This window comes from Ktedonobacter racemifer DSM 44963 (genome assembly GCF_000178855.1).
GTDB lineage: Bacteria > Chloroflexota > Ktedonobacteria > Ktedonobacterales > Ktedonobacteraceae > Ktedonobacter > Ktedonobacter racemifer.
This window is the reverse complement of sequence record NZ_ADVG01000001.1, coordinates 3058167-3075823: the sequence shown is the minus strand read 5'-3', so window position 1 is coordinate 3075823 and position 17657 is coordinate 3058167. Positions and strand designations below refer to the sequence as shown.

The 17657-nt window shown below is 52.3% G+C and carries 11 protein-coding genes and 1 pseudogene; 10 read left to right on the top strand and 2 right to left on the bottom strand.

Annotated features, from left to right (window positions below; genetic code table 11):
* Positions 1 to 27 precede the first annotated feature (27 nt).
* The 6 genes from KRAC_RS13050 (at position 28) to KRAC_RS13025 (ending at position 9873) form a co-directional block, all read left to right on the top strand.
* On the top strand, positions 28 to 636 hold the full coding sequence (locus tag KRAC_RS13050) for an IS607 family transposase (RefSeq protein ID WP_007907643.1): 609 nt from the start codon (positions 28 to 30) through the stop codon (positions 634 to 636).
* Positions 605 to 2056 (top strand): RNA-guided endonuclease InsQ/TnpB family protein, encoded by a 1452-nt coding sequence (locus KRAC_RS13045; RefSeq protein ID WP_040442472.1) that lies wholly within the window; start codon positions 605 to 607, stop codon positions 2054 to 2056. The genes KRAC_RS13050 and KRAC_RS13045 overlap by 32 nt, the downstream gene beginning before the upstream one ends.
* A gap of 354 nt (positions 2057 to 2410) precedes the next feature.
* On the top strand, positions 2411 to 3226 hold the full coding sequence (locus KRAC_RS13040; protein ID WP_007907641.1) for an anti-sigma factor: 816 nt from the start codon (positions 2411 to 2413) through the stop codon (positions 3224 to 3226).
* Positions 3227 to 3520: 294 nt separating this feature from the next.
* Positions 3521 to 4810, top strand: coding sequence for an RNA-guided endonuclease IscB (gene iscB / locus KRAC_RS13035; protein ID WP_007907634.1), 1290 nt, complete (start codon positions 3521 to 3523; stop codon positions 4808 to 4810).
* Between the two features lie 29 nt (positions 4811 to 4839).
* Complete coding sequence (locus KRAC_RS13030; RefSeq protein WP_007907630.1) at positions 4840 to 7878, top strand: CHAT domain-containing protein; 3039 nt, start codon at positions 4840 to 4842, stop codon at positions 7876 to 7878.
* Positions 7879 to 7968: 90 nt separating this feature from the next.
* Positions 7969 to 9873: a S8 family peptidase gene (locus tag KRAC_RS13025; protein ID WP_157506418.1), complete on the top strand. Its 1905-nt coding sequence runs from the start codon at positions 7969 to 7971 to the stop codon at positions 9871 to 9873.
* An 89-nt stretch (positions 9874 to 9962) separates the two neighbouring features.
* Here the strand turns inward: KRAC_RS13025 and KRAC_RS13020 are convergent, their stop codons facing one another.
* Both KRAC_RS13020 and KRAC_RS13015 read right to left on the bottom strand, forming a co-directional pair.
* Positions 9963 to 10256 carry a GlsB/YeaQ/YmgE family stress response membrane protein gene (locus KRAC_RS13020; protein ID WP_007907626.1) on the bottom strand — a complete coding sequence of 98 codons (294 nt, stop codon included), beginning with the start codon at positions 10254 to 10256 and terminating at the stop codon, positions 9963 to 9965.
* 241 nt (positions 10257 to 10497) lie between these two features.
* The gene (locus KRAC_RS13015; protein WP_007907624.1) at positions 10498 to 10806 is read right to left on the bottom strand and encodes a GlsB/YeaQ/YmgE family stress response membrane protein; all 309 of its coding nucleotides are present in this window, start codon (positions 10804 to 10806) and stop codon (positions 10498 to 10500) included.
* Positions 10807 to 11546: 740 nt separating this feature from the next.
* Between KRAC_RS13015 and KRAC_RS71165 the strand changes: the two genes are divergently transcribed.
* The 4 genes and pseudogenes from KRAC_RS71165 to KRAC_RS13000 all read left to right on the top strand — a co-directional run bounded on the left by KRAC_RS71165 (position 11547) and on the right by KRAC_RS13000 (position 17602).
* Entirely contained in the window at positions 11547 to 11756 is a 210-nt protein-coding gene (locus tag KRAC_RS71165; protein ID WP_157506416.1) for a twin-arginine translocation signal domain-containing protein, read from the top strand.
* A gap of 54 nt (positions 11757 to 11810) precedes the next feature.
* The gene (locus KRAC_RS13010) at positions 11811 to 13463 is read left to right on the top strand and encodes a S8 family peptidase (RefSeq protein WP_007907622.1); all 1653 of its coding nucleotides are present in this window, start codon (positions 11811 to 11813) and stop codon (positions 13461 to 13463) included.
* 76 nt (positions 13464 to 13539) lie between these two features.
* A pseudogene (locus KRAC_RS13005) lies at positions 13540 to 14934 on the top strand (MFS transporter); the annotation flags it as partial.
* A 268-nt stretch (positions 14935 to 15202) separates the two neighbouring features.
* A complete protein-coding gene (locus KRAC_RS13000) occupies positions 15203 to 17602 on the top strand; it encodes a transglutaminase TgpA family protein (protein WP_169460885.1) in 2400 nt (799 codons plus the stop codon).
* Positions 17603 to 17657: the final 55 nt, after the last annotated feature.

Sequence of the window (17657 nt, the reverse complement as noted above, 5' to 3'; positions counted from 1 at the left end):
TCAAGCAGATAGAGTATACTTGGATGTATGAAGTTATCGAGTTATGCCAAGAAGATTGGGATCAGTTATAACAGCGCCTGGCGTATGTGGAAACGCGGCCAGATTCCCGGCTATCAATTGCCCACCGGCACCGTGATCATTGATCCGCCAGAGCTTCGCTCGGTTCCGGTCCACGCCGTCGCTGTGTATGCTCGTGTTTCAAGCAGCGAAAACAAAGACAATCTGGAAAGGCAAGCCGAGCGGCTGGTGACCTGGTGCAATGCCCAAGGCTGGTCGGTCAGCAAAGTCGTCAAAGAGTGCGGCAGTGGCATCAACGATCAGCGGCCCAAGTTTCTGGCGCTGCTGGCAGATCCCAAAATCGGGCAGATCGTGGTTGAACACAAAGATCGCGCTTCTCGCTTTGGCGTGGCCTATATTCAGACCTTGTTGGCTATGCAAGGACGGAAACTGGTCATCGTCAACACCGCTGATACCGCCGACGATGATCTCATGGGCGATTTTATCAGCATCATTCCCTCGTTTTGCGCTCGTCTTTATGGTCGCAGACGAGCCAAACGCAAGACGGAACAAGTGCTAGCGGCTTTGCAGCAGAATGGACCCGCCTGTGAGCAAGAAGCCCCAAAAAGCCTCGCTTGATGAGAAAAAAAAGCGCAAGCGCAAAAAGAAGACGAAGCAGACCATCACTCGAGCGGTGACCCATATCCGTCTCATTGAGGCCAATCCTGGCAAACTTGAGGCGCTCGATCAGCTTGTGGCGGTTTACTTGCCGCTGTGCCAACAGTACACCACCCTGTTTTGCGAGGCCGAGACAAGCCCGGACAAGTACCAAGAAACCGTCTTCAAAACCGATCTTTCCGACCGCTTGCATCGAGTGGCAATACAGCAAGCCGCAGGCATTGCCAAAAGCTTTCGCACGAATCGAGCGAACGCCTATCAGGCGTACCTGGAAGATGTGGCTGATTACGCTCAGGCCAAGGCTCAGGCGGAAGGCCGGATGTCCGCCTTCAAACGCCGCGAACCGACCTGGACCGAATGGGATCTCCCTGTGCTGCGTGTGCCAGTCATCCAAGCCAATGTCAACGTGGTGGTGCTCGAGAAGTCGGAGGACTCCACGTTCGACTACTGGCTGCGCGTGTCCACCTTAGATGTCGGGAATCCGCTTCGAGTCCCAGTCAAACTCGCCTCCTATCACAAACGAGCACTCGAAGGCCGCACGCTCAATGCATCCACAACACTTCACAAGCGCAATGGAGTCTGGTGGCTGACGCTCTCCTTTGACGAGGACGTTCCTCTTCAAACCAAGCCTGACGCCCCTACAGTAGGCGTCGATGTGGGCATTGCCCATTTCCTCACGACCTCCACCAATAAAGAGTATGGCAGTTTTCATGGCAAGATGGCCCGACAGCACAAGCACGATCGGGAAAAGCGTCGCCGCAAGGCGAAACTGCGAGCCTGTCTGGAAAAGAAAGGCGTCCCAAAGGGCAAGCTTCCTTCGACAAGTTCTGAAACGTCGCAACGCTTGAGCCGTCACGTCAAGCAAGAGATCAACCGGGCGGTCAATGCGTTGGTCAAAGATCATCGAGATGCCAGACTCATTTATGAGGACCTCAATGTGGCCTCGATGCGCTTCAAAGCAAGGGTGATGAACAGTTATCTGTATGCTTCTCACCTGGGGCATATCCCAGAGCAACTGGCCTGGGCCGCCGCCAAACAGGGCATGGCAGCCCACACGGTCCGAGCCGCCTATTCCTCTCAGGAATGCCCCCGCTGCCATTATGTCGATCGCGCTAATCGGCCGAACCAGAAAACCTTCAAGTGCCTGGTCTGTGGTTACGCAGACCAGGCCGACCGCAAAGCCGCACAGACGCTCGCGGGACGCTGGGGGGATCGGAAACTGGCGGCATGTCGCTCGACCTCGGAGGTCAAGGCGCTCCTCATGACGCGGCATGAAGCGTGGAAACAGCAGAATCAGCAGAGGATCCAGGATGCCGGGCCTCCCGTCCAGTTGAGCTTCTGGGATCCCCCAGAGATGTTCCTGGAATCATCTCACGAGTGAGCATCTCTCAGTAGAGAGAGGTGCATAGGATGCTCGTAGTGCATCCTCCCGCCTAGTCCGCTGTTTGGTAAACAGGCGTAGGTTAAAGTGAGAAGGATAATCATTGCAATAGATGGTTATGCTTTGATCAACTATATAGCATTAGTTATCCTCAGAGGAAGGTGATTGGAAAAAGAAGGCGCGAAAAATGGCATATGGAACGTTTACAAAGCGATAACAGTTTGAGAAGACAAGCAGAAAAATAAAATAGATGTGGGTTTTTGCCATTCCCACATGTATGTATCACCATACATAGCAAGAAAGGAGACGTGCTTGCTTCTATGTCAGGGATGATAAGGAGGAAGTACTATCTTAATGATGAAAAATTGTTCGCATATTATGGCTCCAGAAGATGATGCATTGCTCAGCCTGGCGTTAGATGATGTCCCTCTCTCGACAGAGGCGGCATGTCATCTCGCCGGATGCGCGCAGTGTCGAGAGCGGTTGGAGCGCTATAGACAGACAAACAATTTTCTTCTTAATTCTCTGTACCGTAGTCAGTGTCCCGATGCTACGACCTTAAATCTCTTTTGTGCTCATTATCTCTCCCCTGACGAAGTCATGAATGTAACTGAGCACCTTGCATTTTGCCCTTTGTGTGCACAAGACGTACACGAGATTCGCCGGGTGTTGCAGTCCTTCGAGGCCTTTCCCGCTGAGAGTAGGCAGCCTCTTGGTGTATTGCGCCGGGCGGCGGAGCGCATAGTCGCCACGCTTGTGCCCTGGCAGCCCCAATTGGTGACACGTGGAGAGGTCGCTGAGACGCCCTGGCCACGCCAGTATCGGGCAGGCACACTCAATATCTCGCTTCACCTCTCACGAGCCAGCAATGGCGATCTAATGATGCTCGGGCTTTTCTCCTGCGCCGATCCCGATGAGAGCATAGAAGCATTCGAAGGAGTCGATGCACACCTCTATCCTATCCTCAATCACTTGCAAGAGCCTGGCGACATACAACCGGAAATTATGCTTAGCACTAGCTGGGAAAAAGAGCCTCCGCTTATATCCACAAAAATCGATGATCTGGGCAATATTGTCTTTAAACCTGTGCCTGTAGGAAGCTATACGCTGGTCGTGCAGTTACCGGAGAATGAAGTCGTCATCGAGGGATTGAAGATCGAACGCAGCTAATGGGGTCGCACATGGTACAAGAATCCGTCAGGTACCCCATGCCTAAAGGCAGGGGCTTGTGAACGCAAGCCCGGACCTGTCCAGACTTCGCCATGAGCTTTCTGTTTCGGCAGACGGCTATTGGGCTACGATAGAGGTGAAGCGTTCAAGTTCCTACCTACGGGTGCGTGCCAGCCTGTAGCTCTAGAATCTCTGAGTTAAACAGCAAAACGGGGTGTTATGCAGTGCTCAGGGAAAAGTACCGCCCTCTATCATTGTCGAGGCAACCATTACCTACGAAAGTAGAGGCTCAACTTGAGCAACGTGTTTGTGATTGATAGTGACTACAAACCATTAAATCCAGTCCATCCAGCACGGGCAAGGCTTTTACTCACGCAAGGGAAAGCTGCTGTGTTTCGCAGATACCCTTTTACTATTGTGCTCAAACGGGTAGTTGAACAGCCAGAGGTGCAACCCTTGCGCCTCAAGCTTGATCCTGGAAGTAAAACCACGGGGATCGCCCTGGTGAATGAGGGCAACGGTAAGATTGTTTTCGCGGCTGAACTTGAGCATCGTGGGCACAAAATCAAGGGAAGCCTGGATGATCGTCGTGCGGTTCGCCGCAACCGACGTAACCGTAAAACACGGTATCGCAAACCGCGATACCTGAATAGGCGGCGTAAGAAAGGATGGTTGCCACCATCATTAGAAAGTCGGCTTGCCAACATCCAGATGTGGGTAGCTCGTTTGTGTCGCTATGCTCCCATTGCGGCCATCAGCCAAGAATTGGTCAAGTTTGATCTGCAATTGATAGAGAATCCAGACATAACAGGGATTGAATATCAGCAAGGAACATTGCAAGGATATGAGATCAGAGAATTTTTGCTGGAAAAGTGGGAACGCAGATGTGCCTATTGTGGCAAACAAAATGTTCCGCTTCAAGTCGAGCATATCCATCCACGTGCTCATGGTGGCACCAATCGGATAAGCAATCTTACGCTGGCCTGTGAGCCATGCAATACCGCAAAAGGCACCCAGGATATTGCGGTGTTTCTCACCAAGAAGCCTGATGTGCTCACGCGTATTCTGGCCCATGTGAAGAAGCCACTCAAGGATGCCGCAGCGGTGAATGCCACGCGTTTTGCGTTATTCGAACGGCTCAAAGCCGTGGGGTTACCTGTGGAGTGTGGCAGCGGTGGCTTGACCAAGTACAATCGCACCATGCGAGGATTGCCCAAAAACCACTGGCTCGATGCGTCGTGCGTGGGCATGAATACGCCTGTTACGCTATCGCACAAAGGAATTGTGCCCTTGCGCATCGCAGCCACAGGGCATGGGCGCAGGCGTATGTGCGTACCTGATGAGTTTGGCTTCCCCAAGCAGCACAAAGCACGCAAAAAAACCTTTTTGGGGTATCAAACGGGTGATATGGTCAAAGCCATAACGCCCAAAGGAACATTTGAAGGACGAATCGCCATTCGCCATCGGCCTAGTTTTCGACTTGGGAAGGTCGATATTCACCCCAAGTATTTGCGGTGTGTGCATCGATCTGACGGTTATGAGTATATTCAGAAAGGAGTGCGCCATGCTCCTCCCCATGTCTAAAGCCAGGGGTCCCCGCATGGCGCGATTTTATGATGGACCTGGAGCCATTTATACAGCGCTTGCAAGCCTTAGATCTCGACGCAGGGAAGCGTTTTCTCCAGGAACACAGCGCTGAACTGGGAGAGCCTGCTATCTTTGGTCCTCGCCTGCGCGAAGCATCGCTCAAGCTTGACCATGCTCAGCCGTCGCTCGCCCTCAAGCTTGCCGATCTCCTGATATTTTATGGTCAGCATACTGGCCATAGAACCTCATATGCCCTGGGAATGACTGCCCGTGGCAACTTACTAGCACATCAGGGATACCATCAGGCCGCGCTAAAATACCTGGACGAGGGCGGGGACGTATTTCAAGCTTTAGGAGACGAGCTGAACTGGGCGCGTAGTCGTATTGTCTGGATTATCTCGTGTGCCGAGTCAGACGATATTGAACAGGCCTTGAAAGTTGCCGCGCAAGCGCGTGAGACCTTTATGCGCTTAGATGAATATTACTGGGCCTGCGCGATTGATATTAATACAGCTATTATTTGTAAATATGCTGGCCGTTATCAGCAAGCCCTGGAGCTTTATGATCGTGTATTAGCTACATATCCACTCCTGAAGAGTTTTGATGAGAGCCATATTCGACGTTCGATTGCTATTGCAGAACACAACAAAGCTACGAATCTCGCCTTGATTGGTGCATTTGAGGAGTCATCCAGCCTACTGAATAAGTCGCAGCAGAGCTTTCAAACTCTTGGAGACGTTACTTCCGTTGTCTTAAGCGAGATGAATATCGCCGAGAACGCTTTTGTGCAAGGATACTATGGTTCAGCATTGAGGCATTTTTATGATGCTCGTAGTATATATCTGCAACACAAAGTCGAGAACCCCCAGATTTTGGCGCGTATGCTTCTGCAAATGGCGATGTGCTTTTTGAAGTTGAACCGGATGAGTGATGCTTGCCAGATAGGATCGCAAGCAGTCGAGCTAACAGAAAAGTTAGAAATCCTAGCCGACCGGATTGAGAGTTTGCATGGATATGCCAATACTCTGATTGCTTCAGGGCACTTGCACGATGCTCTGGAGCCTCTTGTCGAATCTGAGAATATTTCACATGGTTATAATTATCTTACCGCAATGACACAATTGCGTCGTGCGGAAATTTATAATAGACAGCAAGCCTATGGCAAGGCTTATGAACAGGCCGCCTACATCAGCAAATACTATAATGCCCAGGGGCTGATTGCGCTCCTGATGCAAGCGCAACTTGTCATGGTCGAGGCTGCGATTGGTTTGGCACAAACAGGACAGGCAGAACGTTACCAGGTTAATCTGGCACAAACGCAGGAACTCTGCCGCCAACTCGTCAAAAATGCCAAACACTCCAATTTACAGGATGGTGTGTATCGAGGCCAACATCTCCTTGGGCGGATGGCGCTTCTTCAAAATGATCGACAACGCGCTAATAGGTTCTTTCTGAGCGCGATAGGGCGAATTGAGCACCTTCTGAGTGACCTGGTATATGATCTCTCACCTACTTTCCTGCGAACTGCCTGGGAAGTGTATGAGGATATGATTGCCCTGCAACTCCAAAATGACCATGCTGAACTGGCTTTGCATTACCTGGAGCGTGCACGTTCAATCGCCTTACGCCAGTATATACGAGCATCACAGGATAAGTTGGGGCTTGAAGAAACCGGGGTTATTGATGAGGATACCAGGGAGATCGACGATGTGAGGAGAGCGAAAGGTGCTTCGCTTTTGCAGCGTGAGTACGAGCTCTCGCTCTGGCAGAAAAAGTACCACGAATACAGTGCCTTGCTGGCGACGCGGGATGAAGACCTGGTGGCTGCGATCAATCGTGAGGAGATTGAAGCCACCATCAAGCAGTGTGAGACAAAGATTGCCGAGCTCTTTGAATGGTTGCATTTGTTGCGCTCCGATGGCGCTCTGGTTCCATCCATAACCAGGCGGCGGCGCAAACGCGTACGTTCGTCCATGTCTGGAGTAGATGTGCAACAGTTACGCCAGGCTTTACAGCCAGGGCAGACGCTGCTGACATATTATCTCTCTAAGGATACGCTGGTCATTTTTGTTGTAACTGCCCAGGTTTTTTTTGTTTGTAAGCAGCCAGGTGTCCTCCCGCAATTAGAACAATATTTGCTGCTCCTGCACGCGCATTTACAGCCAGGAGGCTGGCCTGATGCCTTGCATCTTCCGCAGCAGGTCATTCGTGGTTTGCTGAAGAAACTTTACCGCCTGCTTATTGCTCCCGTGGCGGACCATCTTGCAGATACAACCAGGCTGTTGACGATTGTTCCCTATGGCATTCTACATCAGCTTCCTTTCCATGCCCTCTACGATGGTTCGCGTTACTTGATCGAGGATTTTCAAATCAATTATTTGCCTGCGAGTAATTTATTGTTGGACCTGCAGAAGATGTGGCACTTGAATGAGGATGAACTCGCGACGGCCCTGGTGATGGGGTGTTCTGGACATAGTAAGCTTCCCTCGGCCTTAGAGGAGGCGGCCTCGATTGCTGAACTGCTCCATGGGCAATGCTACCTGGAAGAGGAGGCCACCATTGCACATCTGCAAGCCAGAGCGCAGGGTTGTTCGCTCATTCACCTGGCGACGCATGGTCATAGTCGCCTGGATGCGCCAAACTTCTCTTCGGTTGTGCTGGCGGATGGCTACCTCAACGCTATCGATGCCTTCTCACTGAATCTGCAAGGCTGTGAATTGGTGACCCTGAGCGGGTGTGAGACCGGCCTGGCCCTGAGCGGTGGTGGGGACGAACAACTGGGATTGGGGAGAGCCTTCTTAGCGGCGGGCGCACGCTCGCTTGTGATGAGCATCTGGTCGGTTGAAGATGCTTCTACCAGCTTCTTGATGCAGACGTTCTATCAACATCTGCTTCAGGGAGAGAGCAAGGTAGAGGCGCTACGCTTAGCGCAACAAGCCATGCTCAGACACGCGGAAGCGCGCTATAGCCATCCCTACTTCTGGGCGGCCTTTCGCCTGGTTGGGGATATGCAGCCTTTCAGCCAGCAAGTAATCAAGATGTTGCGCGAGAAAATAAATACTTGAGCCTAAAAAGGGGTAGTTATGGCGTCTTTCTAATAGATAGAAATATGTATGATGTGGTATTTGTAGACCATCATCCCATGGAGGTAGTCTGTGTCAACATCATCGATGAATATGCGCGACCCCTGGTGGAGCGCCGCCAAAATGCTTTGGGTAGAGAAGCATGTGACTCTGACCTTTCACGTTGAGGATGGGCGCCAGCTAGGCGACAAGAGTGCATCCGGCTCTCTAAGTATCGAGGATCTCAACCTTTTTCTCCAGAGGCGTGGCTTTCAACTCTCTCCTTATCTCTCAGATGTAACGCCTGACAATGGGCAGGAGGCGTCCGAGGCTCAGCAAAACCAGCCTACGACCCTTGCTTTAAATGAATGGCTGTCGCATTCTAGCTGTCACTGTCGCTTCAAGACACCCGATGGCAGCGGTGTGACTGTTGTCGGCTTTTTTACGGTGGATGATATCAAAGCTGAGTATCCCATGCAGGATATGTTGGCAGCTGGGTATGATCAATCCTACGCTCGCCAGGTTGTCAATCTTATCAATCATAACCTGGAGGAGCTTCGCCAGGATCTCGACCTGCCTCTGGTGGCAGCCGCGCCAAACTGGGTGGGCGGCGCTGCACCTATAGGAGGCTGCATTATTCATAGTGGACCGGCCTTGCCTCCCTTGCCGCTCCCGGCAAGTGATAGCGATGGACAGCATCCTGGTGCCTGGGATATTACCTTGCCAGATCTGAAAGACTCGCCCATTGCCGCGAAGAACGGGAAAGGGGTGACAGTCTTTGTGCTTGACACCATGCCTGAACTTCCCTCAAATCCCGATGCGACAACGAACGTCATCACTGAGGCGGCTCAGCGTGCCAGCGCTAACAATAAACTCTTACAGATGGTAGCTGAGCAGATGAACCGCGAGCAGTCTCCCTTCATTAAGTTCTCTTATCAGCCGCTTTGCTCCCTCCTACAAGAGAATGCCGAGAACCAGATGGTGGTGGGCCGGGATCTCAACGGGAAGCAGTACGCCTTTGGTATGCCTGATCATGGCCTCTTTGTGACCGGGATTGTGCGTGAGCTCGCCCCTGAGGCTGATATCGAGTATATACGTGTGCTAAACGACTTTGGCGCGGGCGATTGCTATACCCTGATTAACACGCTGGAGTGGATCCATGGGCGTATGTCGCGCATCGATCCACGGACGGGCCAGCAGGGAGACCTCTTCAATAAGCCTGTGGTGATCAACCTGAGCCTGGTCATGACGCCCTCGGATGAAAACCTCTTTACCTACTGGCATGCCTCTTCCGGCAATGCATATGGTCAGAATAGCCTGAGCATGGCCTATGACCTGGCGACCCTGCGTGCGCCGTTGCAGCGAGCTATCCAGCGCCTGAGCGAGTGTGGCGCGGTAATCGTGGGCGCGGCTGGCAATGATTCAAACACGCCAGAGCTGGCGGGACGTATTGGCCCACGTTACCCGGCGGCCTTCCCTGAGGTCCTTGCCGTTGGCGCGGTAGATTGTGATGGCGAGGCGGCGCGCTATAGCAACTACCCCAAGCTGCCAGCGCAGCGTAACGGTATCGCGACCTATGGCGGCGGTATTCCCACGCGCAAGGAGATTGAACGCGACGAGGTGGACGCGCTGATTGGTCTCTATAGCTCACAGAACTACCCCGCCTTCGAGGGCAAGAATCCGCCCGCGCCACAGTATCCCGCTCCTAATAGCAATGGTTGGGCCTACTGGTCCGGTACCTCCTTCGCCACGCCGATTGTGAGCGCGATTGCGGCGCGTGTACTTGAGCATATCCAGCCTATGAACCTCCCGGCGCGCCATGTCGCCGCTGAAGTCATGTGGGCGCTGACGACTCCCGATGGGCAGCAGGAGACGCTGGGAAGCTCGCTTAGCGTGCAGCCTGAGTTGGGAGTAAGCCTCCTGCGCGCGGAGCAGGTCCATCCTGGTCAAGTATCACCCTCAGAACCCATTCCTGTCGAGGCTGTGACGCATGACTAAACGTGTATCTTGATGTCTGCATACAAAAGAAGGAGCCAGGTAAAAACCTGGCTCCTTCTTTTGTATGCAGACATCAAGATGCTCTCTGGTCAACGGTCACCAAAGAGAAGTTTGATAATGGTAAGGAGAATGACGGCGCCAATGACCGAGATCACAATGGTGCCGCAGAAGTGGAAGTTGCCGTTGATGTTTAGGTAGTTAGCGATCATTCCTCCGATAAACGAACCAATGAGTCCAATCACGATATCTCCAAGGCAGCCAAAGCCGCGTCCTCGTACCAGGATGCTGGCGATGTAGCCCGAGATGAGACCAACGAGCAGCCAGGCGATAATATCACCGGGCTGGAGAATGGCATAGACATTGCCGGGATGAATCGTAATCATAAAAGATGAACGCTCCTCTCAGCGTGGAACTGTCAGGTTGCTATTGATAATACTCTGCCATGATATACGTTGCTGCGATCATGAAAGTTATATGTTAGTGTGAGGAATGGGTGAGGAGAAGAAAAAGAGAAGCGGCTATCGCCCAATCTGGCGATAGCCGCTTCTCTTGAAAAGGCGGTGTCCTGGTTACAAATTTCTACGTATCTCCCCAGGACATGAGAGGCCTGTGATGTGCTACATACTAAAGCGTAGAACGTGCGCGGCCACGTCCAACGGCGTGTAGAATGGCAATAAGAATGCAGGCGCCGATAAAGGCAACAATCAGACTGCCAATCAGGCCAAAGTTTCCGCCTGGGATCAGCAGATTGGCAATGAAGCCACCAATGAGAGCGCCGACGAGACCAACAATCAGGTCTCCAAGGATGCCATAACCACCACCACGCATGACCAGGCTGGCGAGGAAGCCCGCGATCAGGCCCACGACAATCCAGCCAATAATGCCGCCGGGATTGAGAGTAGCTCCAAGGATAAACGTCGCAAATGTAAGCATGCGATTCTCCTCCTTCGCTCTTATCAACGGAAAATGGATACCTGGATAAACAACTTAACGTTCTGACACATTGTCAGGAATGTGTCTTTGAAGCAATGGAGTGATACTATTCTTGTGTTGACTACAAATTCTAGTATCGTTGCTTGTGTTTTTATAATAATGGAAATGTTTGCATAAATCAAGTCAGCAATAAAAAGTCTAATAGTTCTTAGGTGTTGTCTGAAAAATCCTTTATTTGCTTAATAAATGCTTAAATGATTCTTTTTTTCTGGTCGTTTGGGTTCTTGTCTTCTACCTCTGTTTAGTATTTACTCATGACTTCTCGCCACTACGTGGCTCGCTGGTCTAAGGGATGGGCTGGTGGACTGGCTCCGCCAGTCCACCAGCCCATCCCTTAACTCAGCGAAGGGTCGCAGAAGCGGAGCCAGCGAGCCAGCCCATCCCTTAACTCAGCGAAGGGTCGCAGAAGCGGAGCCAGCGAGCCAGCCTATATATGATTCAGCGAAGTGCCGTAGAAGCAGACCCAGCGTGCCAACCCATTCCTTAATCCAGCGAAGTTTCGAAGACGCTGAAAGCATCTTGTGAAGAGAGGAACTAAATATTTGTGCCTTTCAAGTGATGTAAATACGTAAAAATGCTAATAAGCTCTTGAATTATGCTTGTTTTTGCTGCATAATAAGCTTTGCGGGGTAAAAATGTTTACCCGCTTTTTTGTAGCAAAGATAGGAAATGAGGATACAATGACTGTGGATGATTCCTCTCCCATTTCGGCGCCCTCGTCTGTTCATCGGAAGACAGTCTCGCGTCGCACTTTCCTGGTTGGGACAGGTCTGGTGGGCTTAGCCGTTGCTGGCGGGGCAGGCTGGCTTGCGACACAGCGCTTCTCGTCTCATGCAATAACCTCTCCAGGCAGGGGGGCCGGGCGTTTGCCATCAGAGATTATGAACTAGCATGCTAATCAGATCATCATTACGGCACATTCAGATTTGCACCACTCAGAGGGCGTGCAGAAGATTTGCCAGGCCCTTGGTCTGGAACAACTGCGGCAGTTCCTTGGAAATCATGGATACAGCATTGCTCCCTTCGGCCTAAATGAAATTTCCTCTTCACTCTTGCTCTCTCCATCTATGCATGCCGATACATTGCATGATATGAATGATCCGCTGGGGAAATGGCTCTTTCCTTCACCTTCAGGTGAGGGTACACTACTCACTGCTGGGTATCGCGTCTGGAAGTCGAATAGCAGCCAGGCGAATGCGTCCCAGCAAGATGCAGATGGTCAATCAGACCTGACAGGTGAAATTGTTCAGTTGCTGAATACCAACCAGGAGCATTTCAGGCAAGCATACAATCTTCCGCTTGTGGCAACCATGCCAAACTGGCTCAGTGCTGGCGCTCCTGTAGATTGTCTTATCCATGGTGGACCTGCGACACCTCCCATTCCCGCTACAGAGAAATGCGCAGATTGGCACTTTACCCTTCCTGATCTTTCTCCTGCGCTGCAAAAATCTACTGGCAAGGGCGTGACCGTCTTTATCTTAGATACGATTCCCACTACAGAACAAATTAGCACTGCTGTACGTGGAGCTGGCAGTGGGAACCGCTTACTCAAGCGGATCGCGGAACGCATCGCCGATGGCTCGATTGTGATTCACCATAATACCCTGCCTGGCGCCCTGAAGGAGAGCGCCCAGGATTTAATGGTGACAGGCAAGGATATTTATGGACACCTGGCCTATTTCCAGATGCCGGATCACGGTTTATTTGTGGCTGGTATTGTGCAGGACCTGGCTCCAGAGGCGCGCATTGAATGTGTTCGCGTCTTGAATGATTATGGTGCGGGCAACATGGCCGTACTTCTGGCAGCCTTGCAGCAGATACAGCAACGCATGGAGTCGGGAGACTTGAGTGGCAAGCCAGTCGTGATAAACCTGAGCCTTACCGTCTCCCCCTCGCACGAGACCTTGCCACTTGTGTGGACCGATGCGATTAAGGCTGATAGCGTTTCTGGGGAGAATCTCGAACTCCTGCGTTCTCCTCTGCATATGGTGCTACAGAGTCTCACCAGCCTGGGCGCGGTCATTGTGGCCGCCGCCGGGAATGATTCGGATCCACGCGATACCTCTCTGCCCATGCGCGGCCTGCGCATGAATCCACGTTATCCCGCCTCCTTCCCCGAAGTGATTTCGGTGGGTGCCGTGGATAGCCATGGGAGCGCTGCTCGCTATAGCAATTATCCCTCGCTGCCGACACAACATAACGGTATCGCCACTTATGGCGGAGAACTACCCGAGTCCATAAGTAGCGGATCAGAGATGACAAAGGTCACGAAGATTGATGCCCCGCGTGGCGTCTATAGCTCGCCTGTCTATCCCGCGCTTTCACGCGACGATGCCCAGGAGAGCTATAAGGTCACTCCGCAAACGACCTGGGCTTACTGGTCTGGTACCTCCTTCGCCACGCCTATTATTAGCGCGGTAGCCAGTCGTATCCTGCAACAACTACAAGATCGGGGCGTACCAGCCCAACAATGGTATACAACAACCTTTAACGCCATTACGACCTCGCAGGGGCAAGAGGATGTGCTTGGACACACATTAACTACCCAGAAAGAATTCAAAGTAGGCTTGCTGAAGGCTACTCAAAGTTGCTCATAAAACAAGCTATGTAGGACGAAACGTCATGCGCCGTACCAGCGGCGCATGACGTTTCGCTCTCAACTCCTGGTCATTTGACCATTGCCCTCTTCCGCTAGCCTATGTTAAGGTATGGGCATGTATCTACTTATTCAGCGGGAGTAATGCTCACATGCCTTCGGTGTCGAATTCCTCAGAACCTCGTCTGCAAGGAGACAAAGTAACACACAAACGTGCTGTGGTTTCTTCCTTCTGGCACCTGCCACGCAACGTCTATTTATTGCTTTTATTTACCACGGGAAAAGGCTTTCAACTTAGTATCGCCGCGCTCACGCTCAACTATTATGTGCATAGCCTGGGCTATCAGCCAGATTTTATCGGCGTTTTTAGCGCCATGCCCGCCGTTGGGGCCTGTATTGCAGCGGTACCTACGGGTATGCTCGTCAATCGCATAGGGCGTAAGCCGGTTCTGCTGCTGACGGCCTTCCTGACGCCGTTGATGCTAGCGCTCTGTGCTCTGATGACATCGGCGCCACTGTTACTGGTCGCCAACCTGATTCAAGGACTGGTCTCGACTGCCTACTGGGTGACGAACCTGCCGTTGCTCTCGGAGAGTACTACTCAGGAGCAGCGGGTCGGCGTGCTGGCACTCAATAGCTTTCTCTTGTTGGGCATTGGGGCGCTGGGCAATCTCCTGGGCGGAGCGATTCCTGAGTTTGTGGCTGGCCTGCTACATGCCTCGGCTGGCTCGACTATTCCATTGCGCTGGGGCGTCTTTAGCGCTGCCCTGTTTACCTTTGTCTTCGGTCTGCCGCTCTGGCTGCTGCAAGAGCCGAAGGGACTCGACAAGGCAACATCACGTGAGGCTGCCAATGAGCAGGGCAATGAGGTTAGAGACGTTCAATCTGAACGATCCTCTAACTGGCTCTTCGTGAAATTGCTCCTGCCCGACCTGGTCTTTACTATGGGCGAGGGAGCGGTTGTCGCCCTGATCCAGCTCTATTTCGTGCTGCGCTTCCAGCTCTTACCTGGTACCCTGGGCATCATTTTTACGATCTCGGGCCTGGCTGGCGGACTCTTCTCGTTAACGGCGCCGCTATTTGTCAAACGCTGGAGTAAGCTGCGCCTGGTGACCTCGGTGCAGTATATTAGCGCTCCTTTGATGGTCTTGATTGGCTTTGCGCCTACGCTGCCGTTGGCGATTACGGGCGAATATGCACGCTCGTTTCTGCGCACCTTGATTGAGCCTGTCTATGCCGCCTTCGCCATGGAGCAGGTCTCAGATCGTCAGCGCGCCATTCTCGCCGGTTGCTACTCCGTGACCTGGAGTATTGGCTTTAGCATCGGTCCGATGATTGCAGGCTGGTTACAATCTAGCGTGAGCCTTTCAGCCTCCTTTGTCTTTGGTGGTTTCTGTCTCCTTCTGGCCCCCAGCCTTCTGCTCCTTTTCTTTGGAAAGAAGAGCACGTCTATGCAGCAAAATATCTCATGAAATAGCAAAAATAGGTGCAATGCGTGACTTTTAGCGGCTAATTTGCGACATTTATATATAGGGGGATACGATTGTAGGGTATGCCCAGATAAATGTGAAAAAAAAACACCTTTTGTGTTATATAATTCGATATTGCTTAAAATATTTTATGTCAGCGCGTGCCATATGTTACTAAAGTGATAAGGGAGCATTGATGAGACCAAGCGTAGTCGATCCAAAGCGTTCATCTCCAATGCCAGTCAAGCCGTTTGATGGAGCAGCTCGGCATGTGCCGCATTCAATAACCTCTTTTCCCACCTATCCGGCCACTCCAGGTTTTTCCCGTTCTCGCGGAACACCTAAGACGCCCCCGCCAGCGGCGAATGGAGGAAAGACCCGCCCCTCGCTGGTGCTTGCGCCCCTGGAGGGTTGGTTACCCCTCGTCTGTTTAGGAGTGGCATTATATTGTGTGATTGCGTCGATGCAGGCCGCAAAGTGGGTGGGACATGATACATTGTTTCCCTGGGGAGGCTTGCTGGGCATGGTGCTCGGCTTGATCATTGCGAAGTTACCAAAGGGTCCACAAAGCCTCTTTCACCTGGGGACCTGCCTGCTGGGTTTCTGGTTCGCTTTATGGTTGACGAGTTTTGCCGCCTATCACGTCCCTATCGTGCTTGTGCTGAATGGCTTGCGTTCTGTCTTTACTGGTTCGCTGCTGGACCTTCCGCCTGGATTAGCGGAGGCGCTCTTCTTCTTTTACCTGACCTTCCTGACCTTTTTTCTGGGCTACTTTGGCTGCTGGCTTGTCTATCGCGCGCGTTTACCCTGGCTTGTGGTCTTGATCTATAGCGCGATTCTGCTGGTAAATCTCAACTATGTAAAACAGGATGCGGTCTACCTGGTCTGCATACTGGGCGGCGCTCTGATGCTGCTGGTGGCGCGTGTACACCTGGCGGCCCAGGTCGCGCAATGGAGGCGTGATGGCCTGTATACTGATCGCTCCTGGTTGCGCGGTATGGTCTGGCGCTGCATGCAGGTAACCTGTGGTTTTACGCTCTGTACGCTTCTACTTAGCAACTTCTTGCCTTTTGCACAGCAGACGCAGGGTGGCGTGGTATTCTGGGATCACCTGGATAATGGGTGGAACAACCTGGTGAATGGCCGTTTCTCCTGGCGTGATCCTTCCAGCCTGTTTAATGGCACGCCGTCGAATTTCTTTGATAAGCGTTTGCATATTACTGGCCAGGTGAACTTGCCTAGGGGCGAGGTTCTTTCATACACCAGCTCTAATCAGAAACCTCAATACCTGCTTGGCTTTACATTCAATGACTTCGATGGCCATCTGAGCTGGAAGAGTTCATTAGATCAGAACGCTACTCAGTATTTTGAGCCGAATGCCATGCTGCAATCTGATGTACCTCAGGTCAGTGATGACCAGATCACTACCCGCGTGACATTAGCGCAGCCACCGGGAGGGCCTGCGTATATCTTTGCTCCAGAGCAGCCTGTGCGCTTTGATGTGTCAACGGCTATCTCTTATGACGTGACGGCGAATACCTGGATGCAACAGAATCCCTTGCAGAAGGGCGAGATATACACTGTGATCTCTCAGCTCCCGCCACACGATCCAGATCTTCTCGCCACAGTTCCTCTTCCCGAGCACGACCCAGCTTTCTGGAATGCGGATACCAATTATGACATTATCAAAAGCAGCTACACGCAAATCGATGAGAAGGATTACTCGCCTCGTGTGCTGGCTCAAGTCAAACAATGGGTGGGGAATACGTCTACGACCTATGGGGCGCTCAAGGCGCTGGAGCAGCATCTCAGCGACCAGGCTCAGTTCACCTATTCTGTAAGCAATCCAGATATCGTCAGTAGCGCGAATGTGGTTGATTGGTTGCTACAGAATAAACGTGGCTATTGTACCTACTATGCCAGCGCCATGATTGTGATGGCACGCATGTTGCACATTCCAACGCGTATGGCCAATGGGTTTAGTAGCGGCCATTTTGATGAGCAGCGCAAGACCTGGATTGTCGATGGACAGGATGCTCATAGTTGGGTGCAGGCCTATTTCCCCAATCTGGGCTGGGTCAATTTCGAGCCCACGCCGGGCTATTCTACAACCTCACCTGCCAAACCAACGCCTACGGTGACGCCAACGCAACCGGCGCAAAAGCCCACTCCAACGAGCACTGCTACTGCGAAGAATACTCCATTGACGCATCATCAGTCAACGCCACCACCGGATACGGCCATGGGCGGTACGGGTGTACAAGGTGCAGGTGGTATAAGCGATGCCGTATTGCTGAATATAGCCCTGCTGGCGTTGCTGATCGCGGTGATTATATTTGGCCTGGCGCTGTTCACTTCCTGGTGGCGAGGTCTCTATGCGAATAGTACTTTTATCGCGAGCACCTACTGGCGTTTTTGCTGGCTGGCGAGTAAGTTCGGCTTTGCACCACGCCCATGGCAGACGCCGTATGAATATAGCGGAATGCTGAGCCAGCAGGCGCCTGAACAGGTCGCTCCCTTGTGGCGCCTGACCGAGCTTTTCGTGCGGGATCGTTGGGGGCCACGATCCAGCGTTCCGTCTCCTGATACCTCGGCAGAGACTCGGCGCATGCAGCCCGCGTTGCGGGGCATGGCCTGGCACTTGCTGTTGAACAAGTGGCGAAAAAAGTAGGGGCTTGCCCATTTCAAAGCTCTGAGAGACCTATTTTAGATAAGTGTCTTTAGAT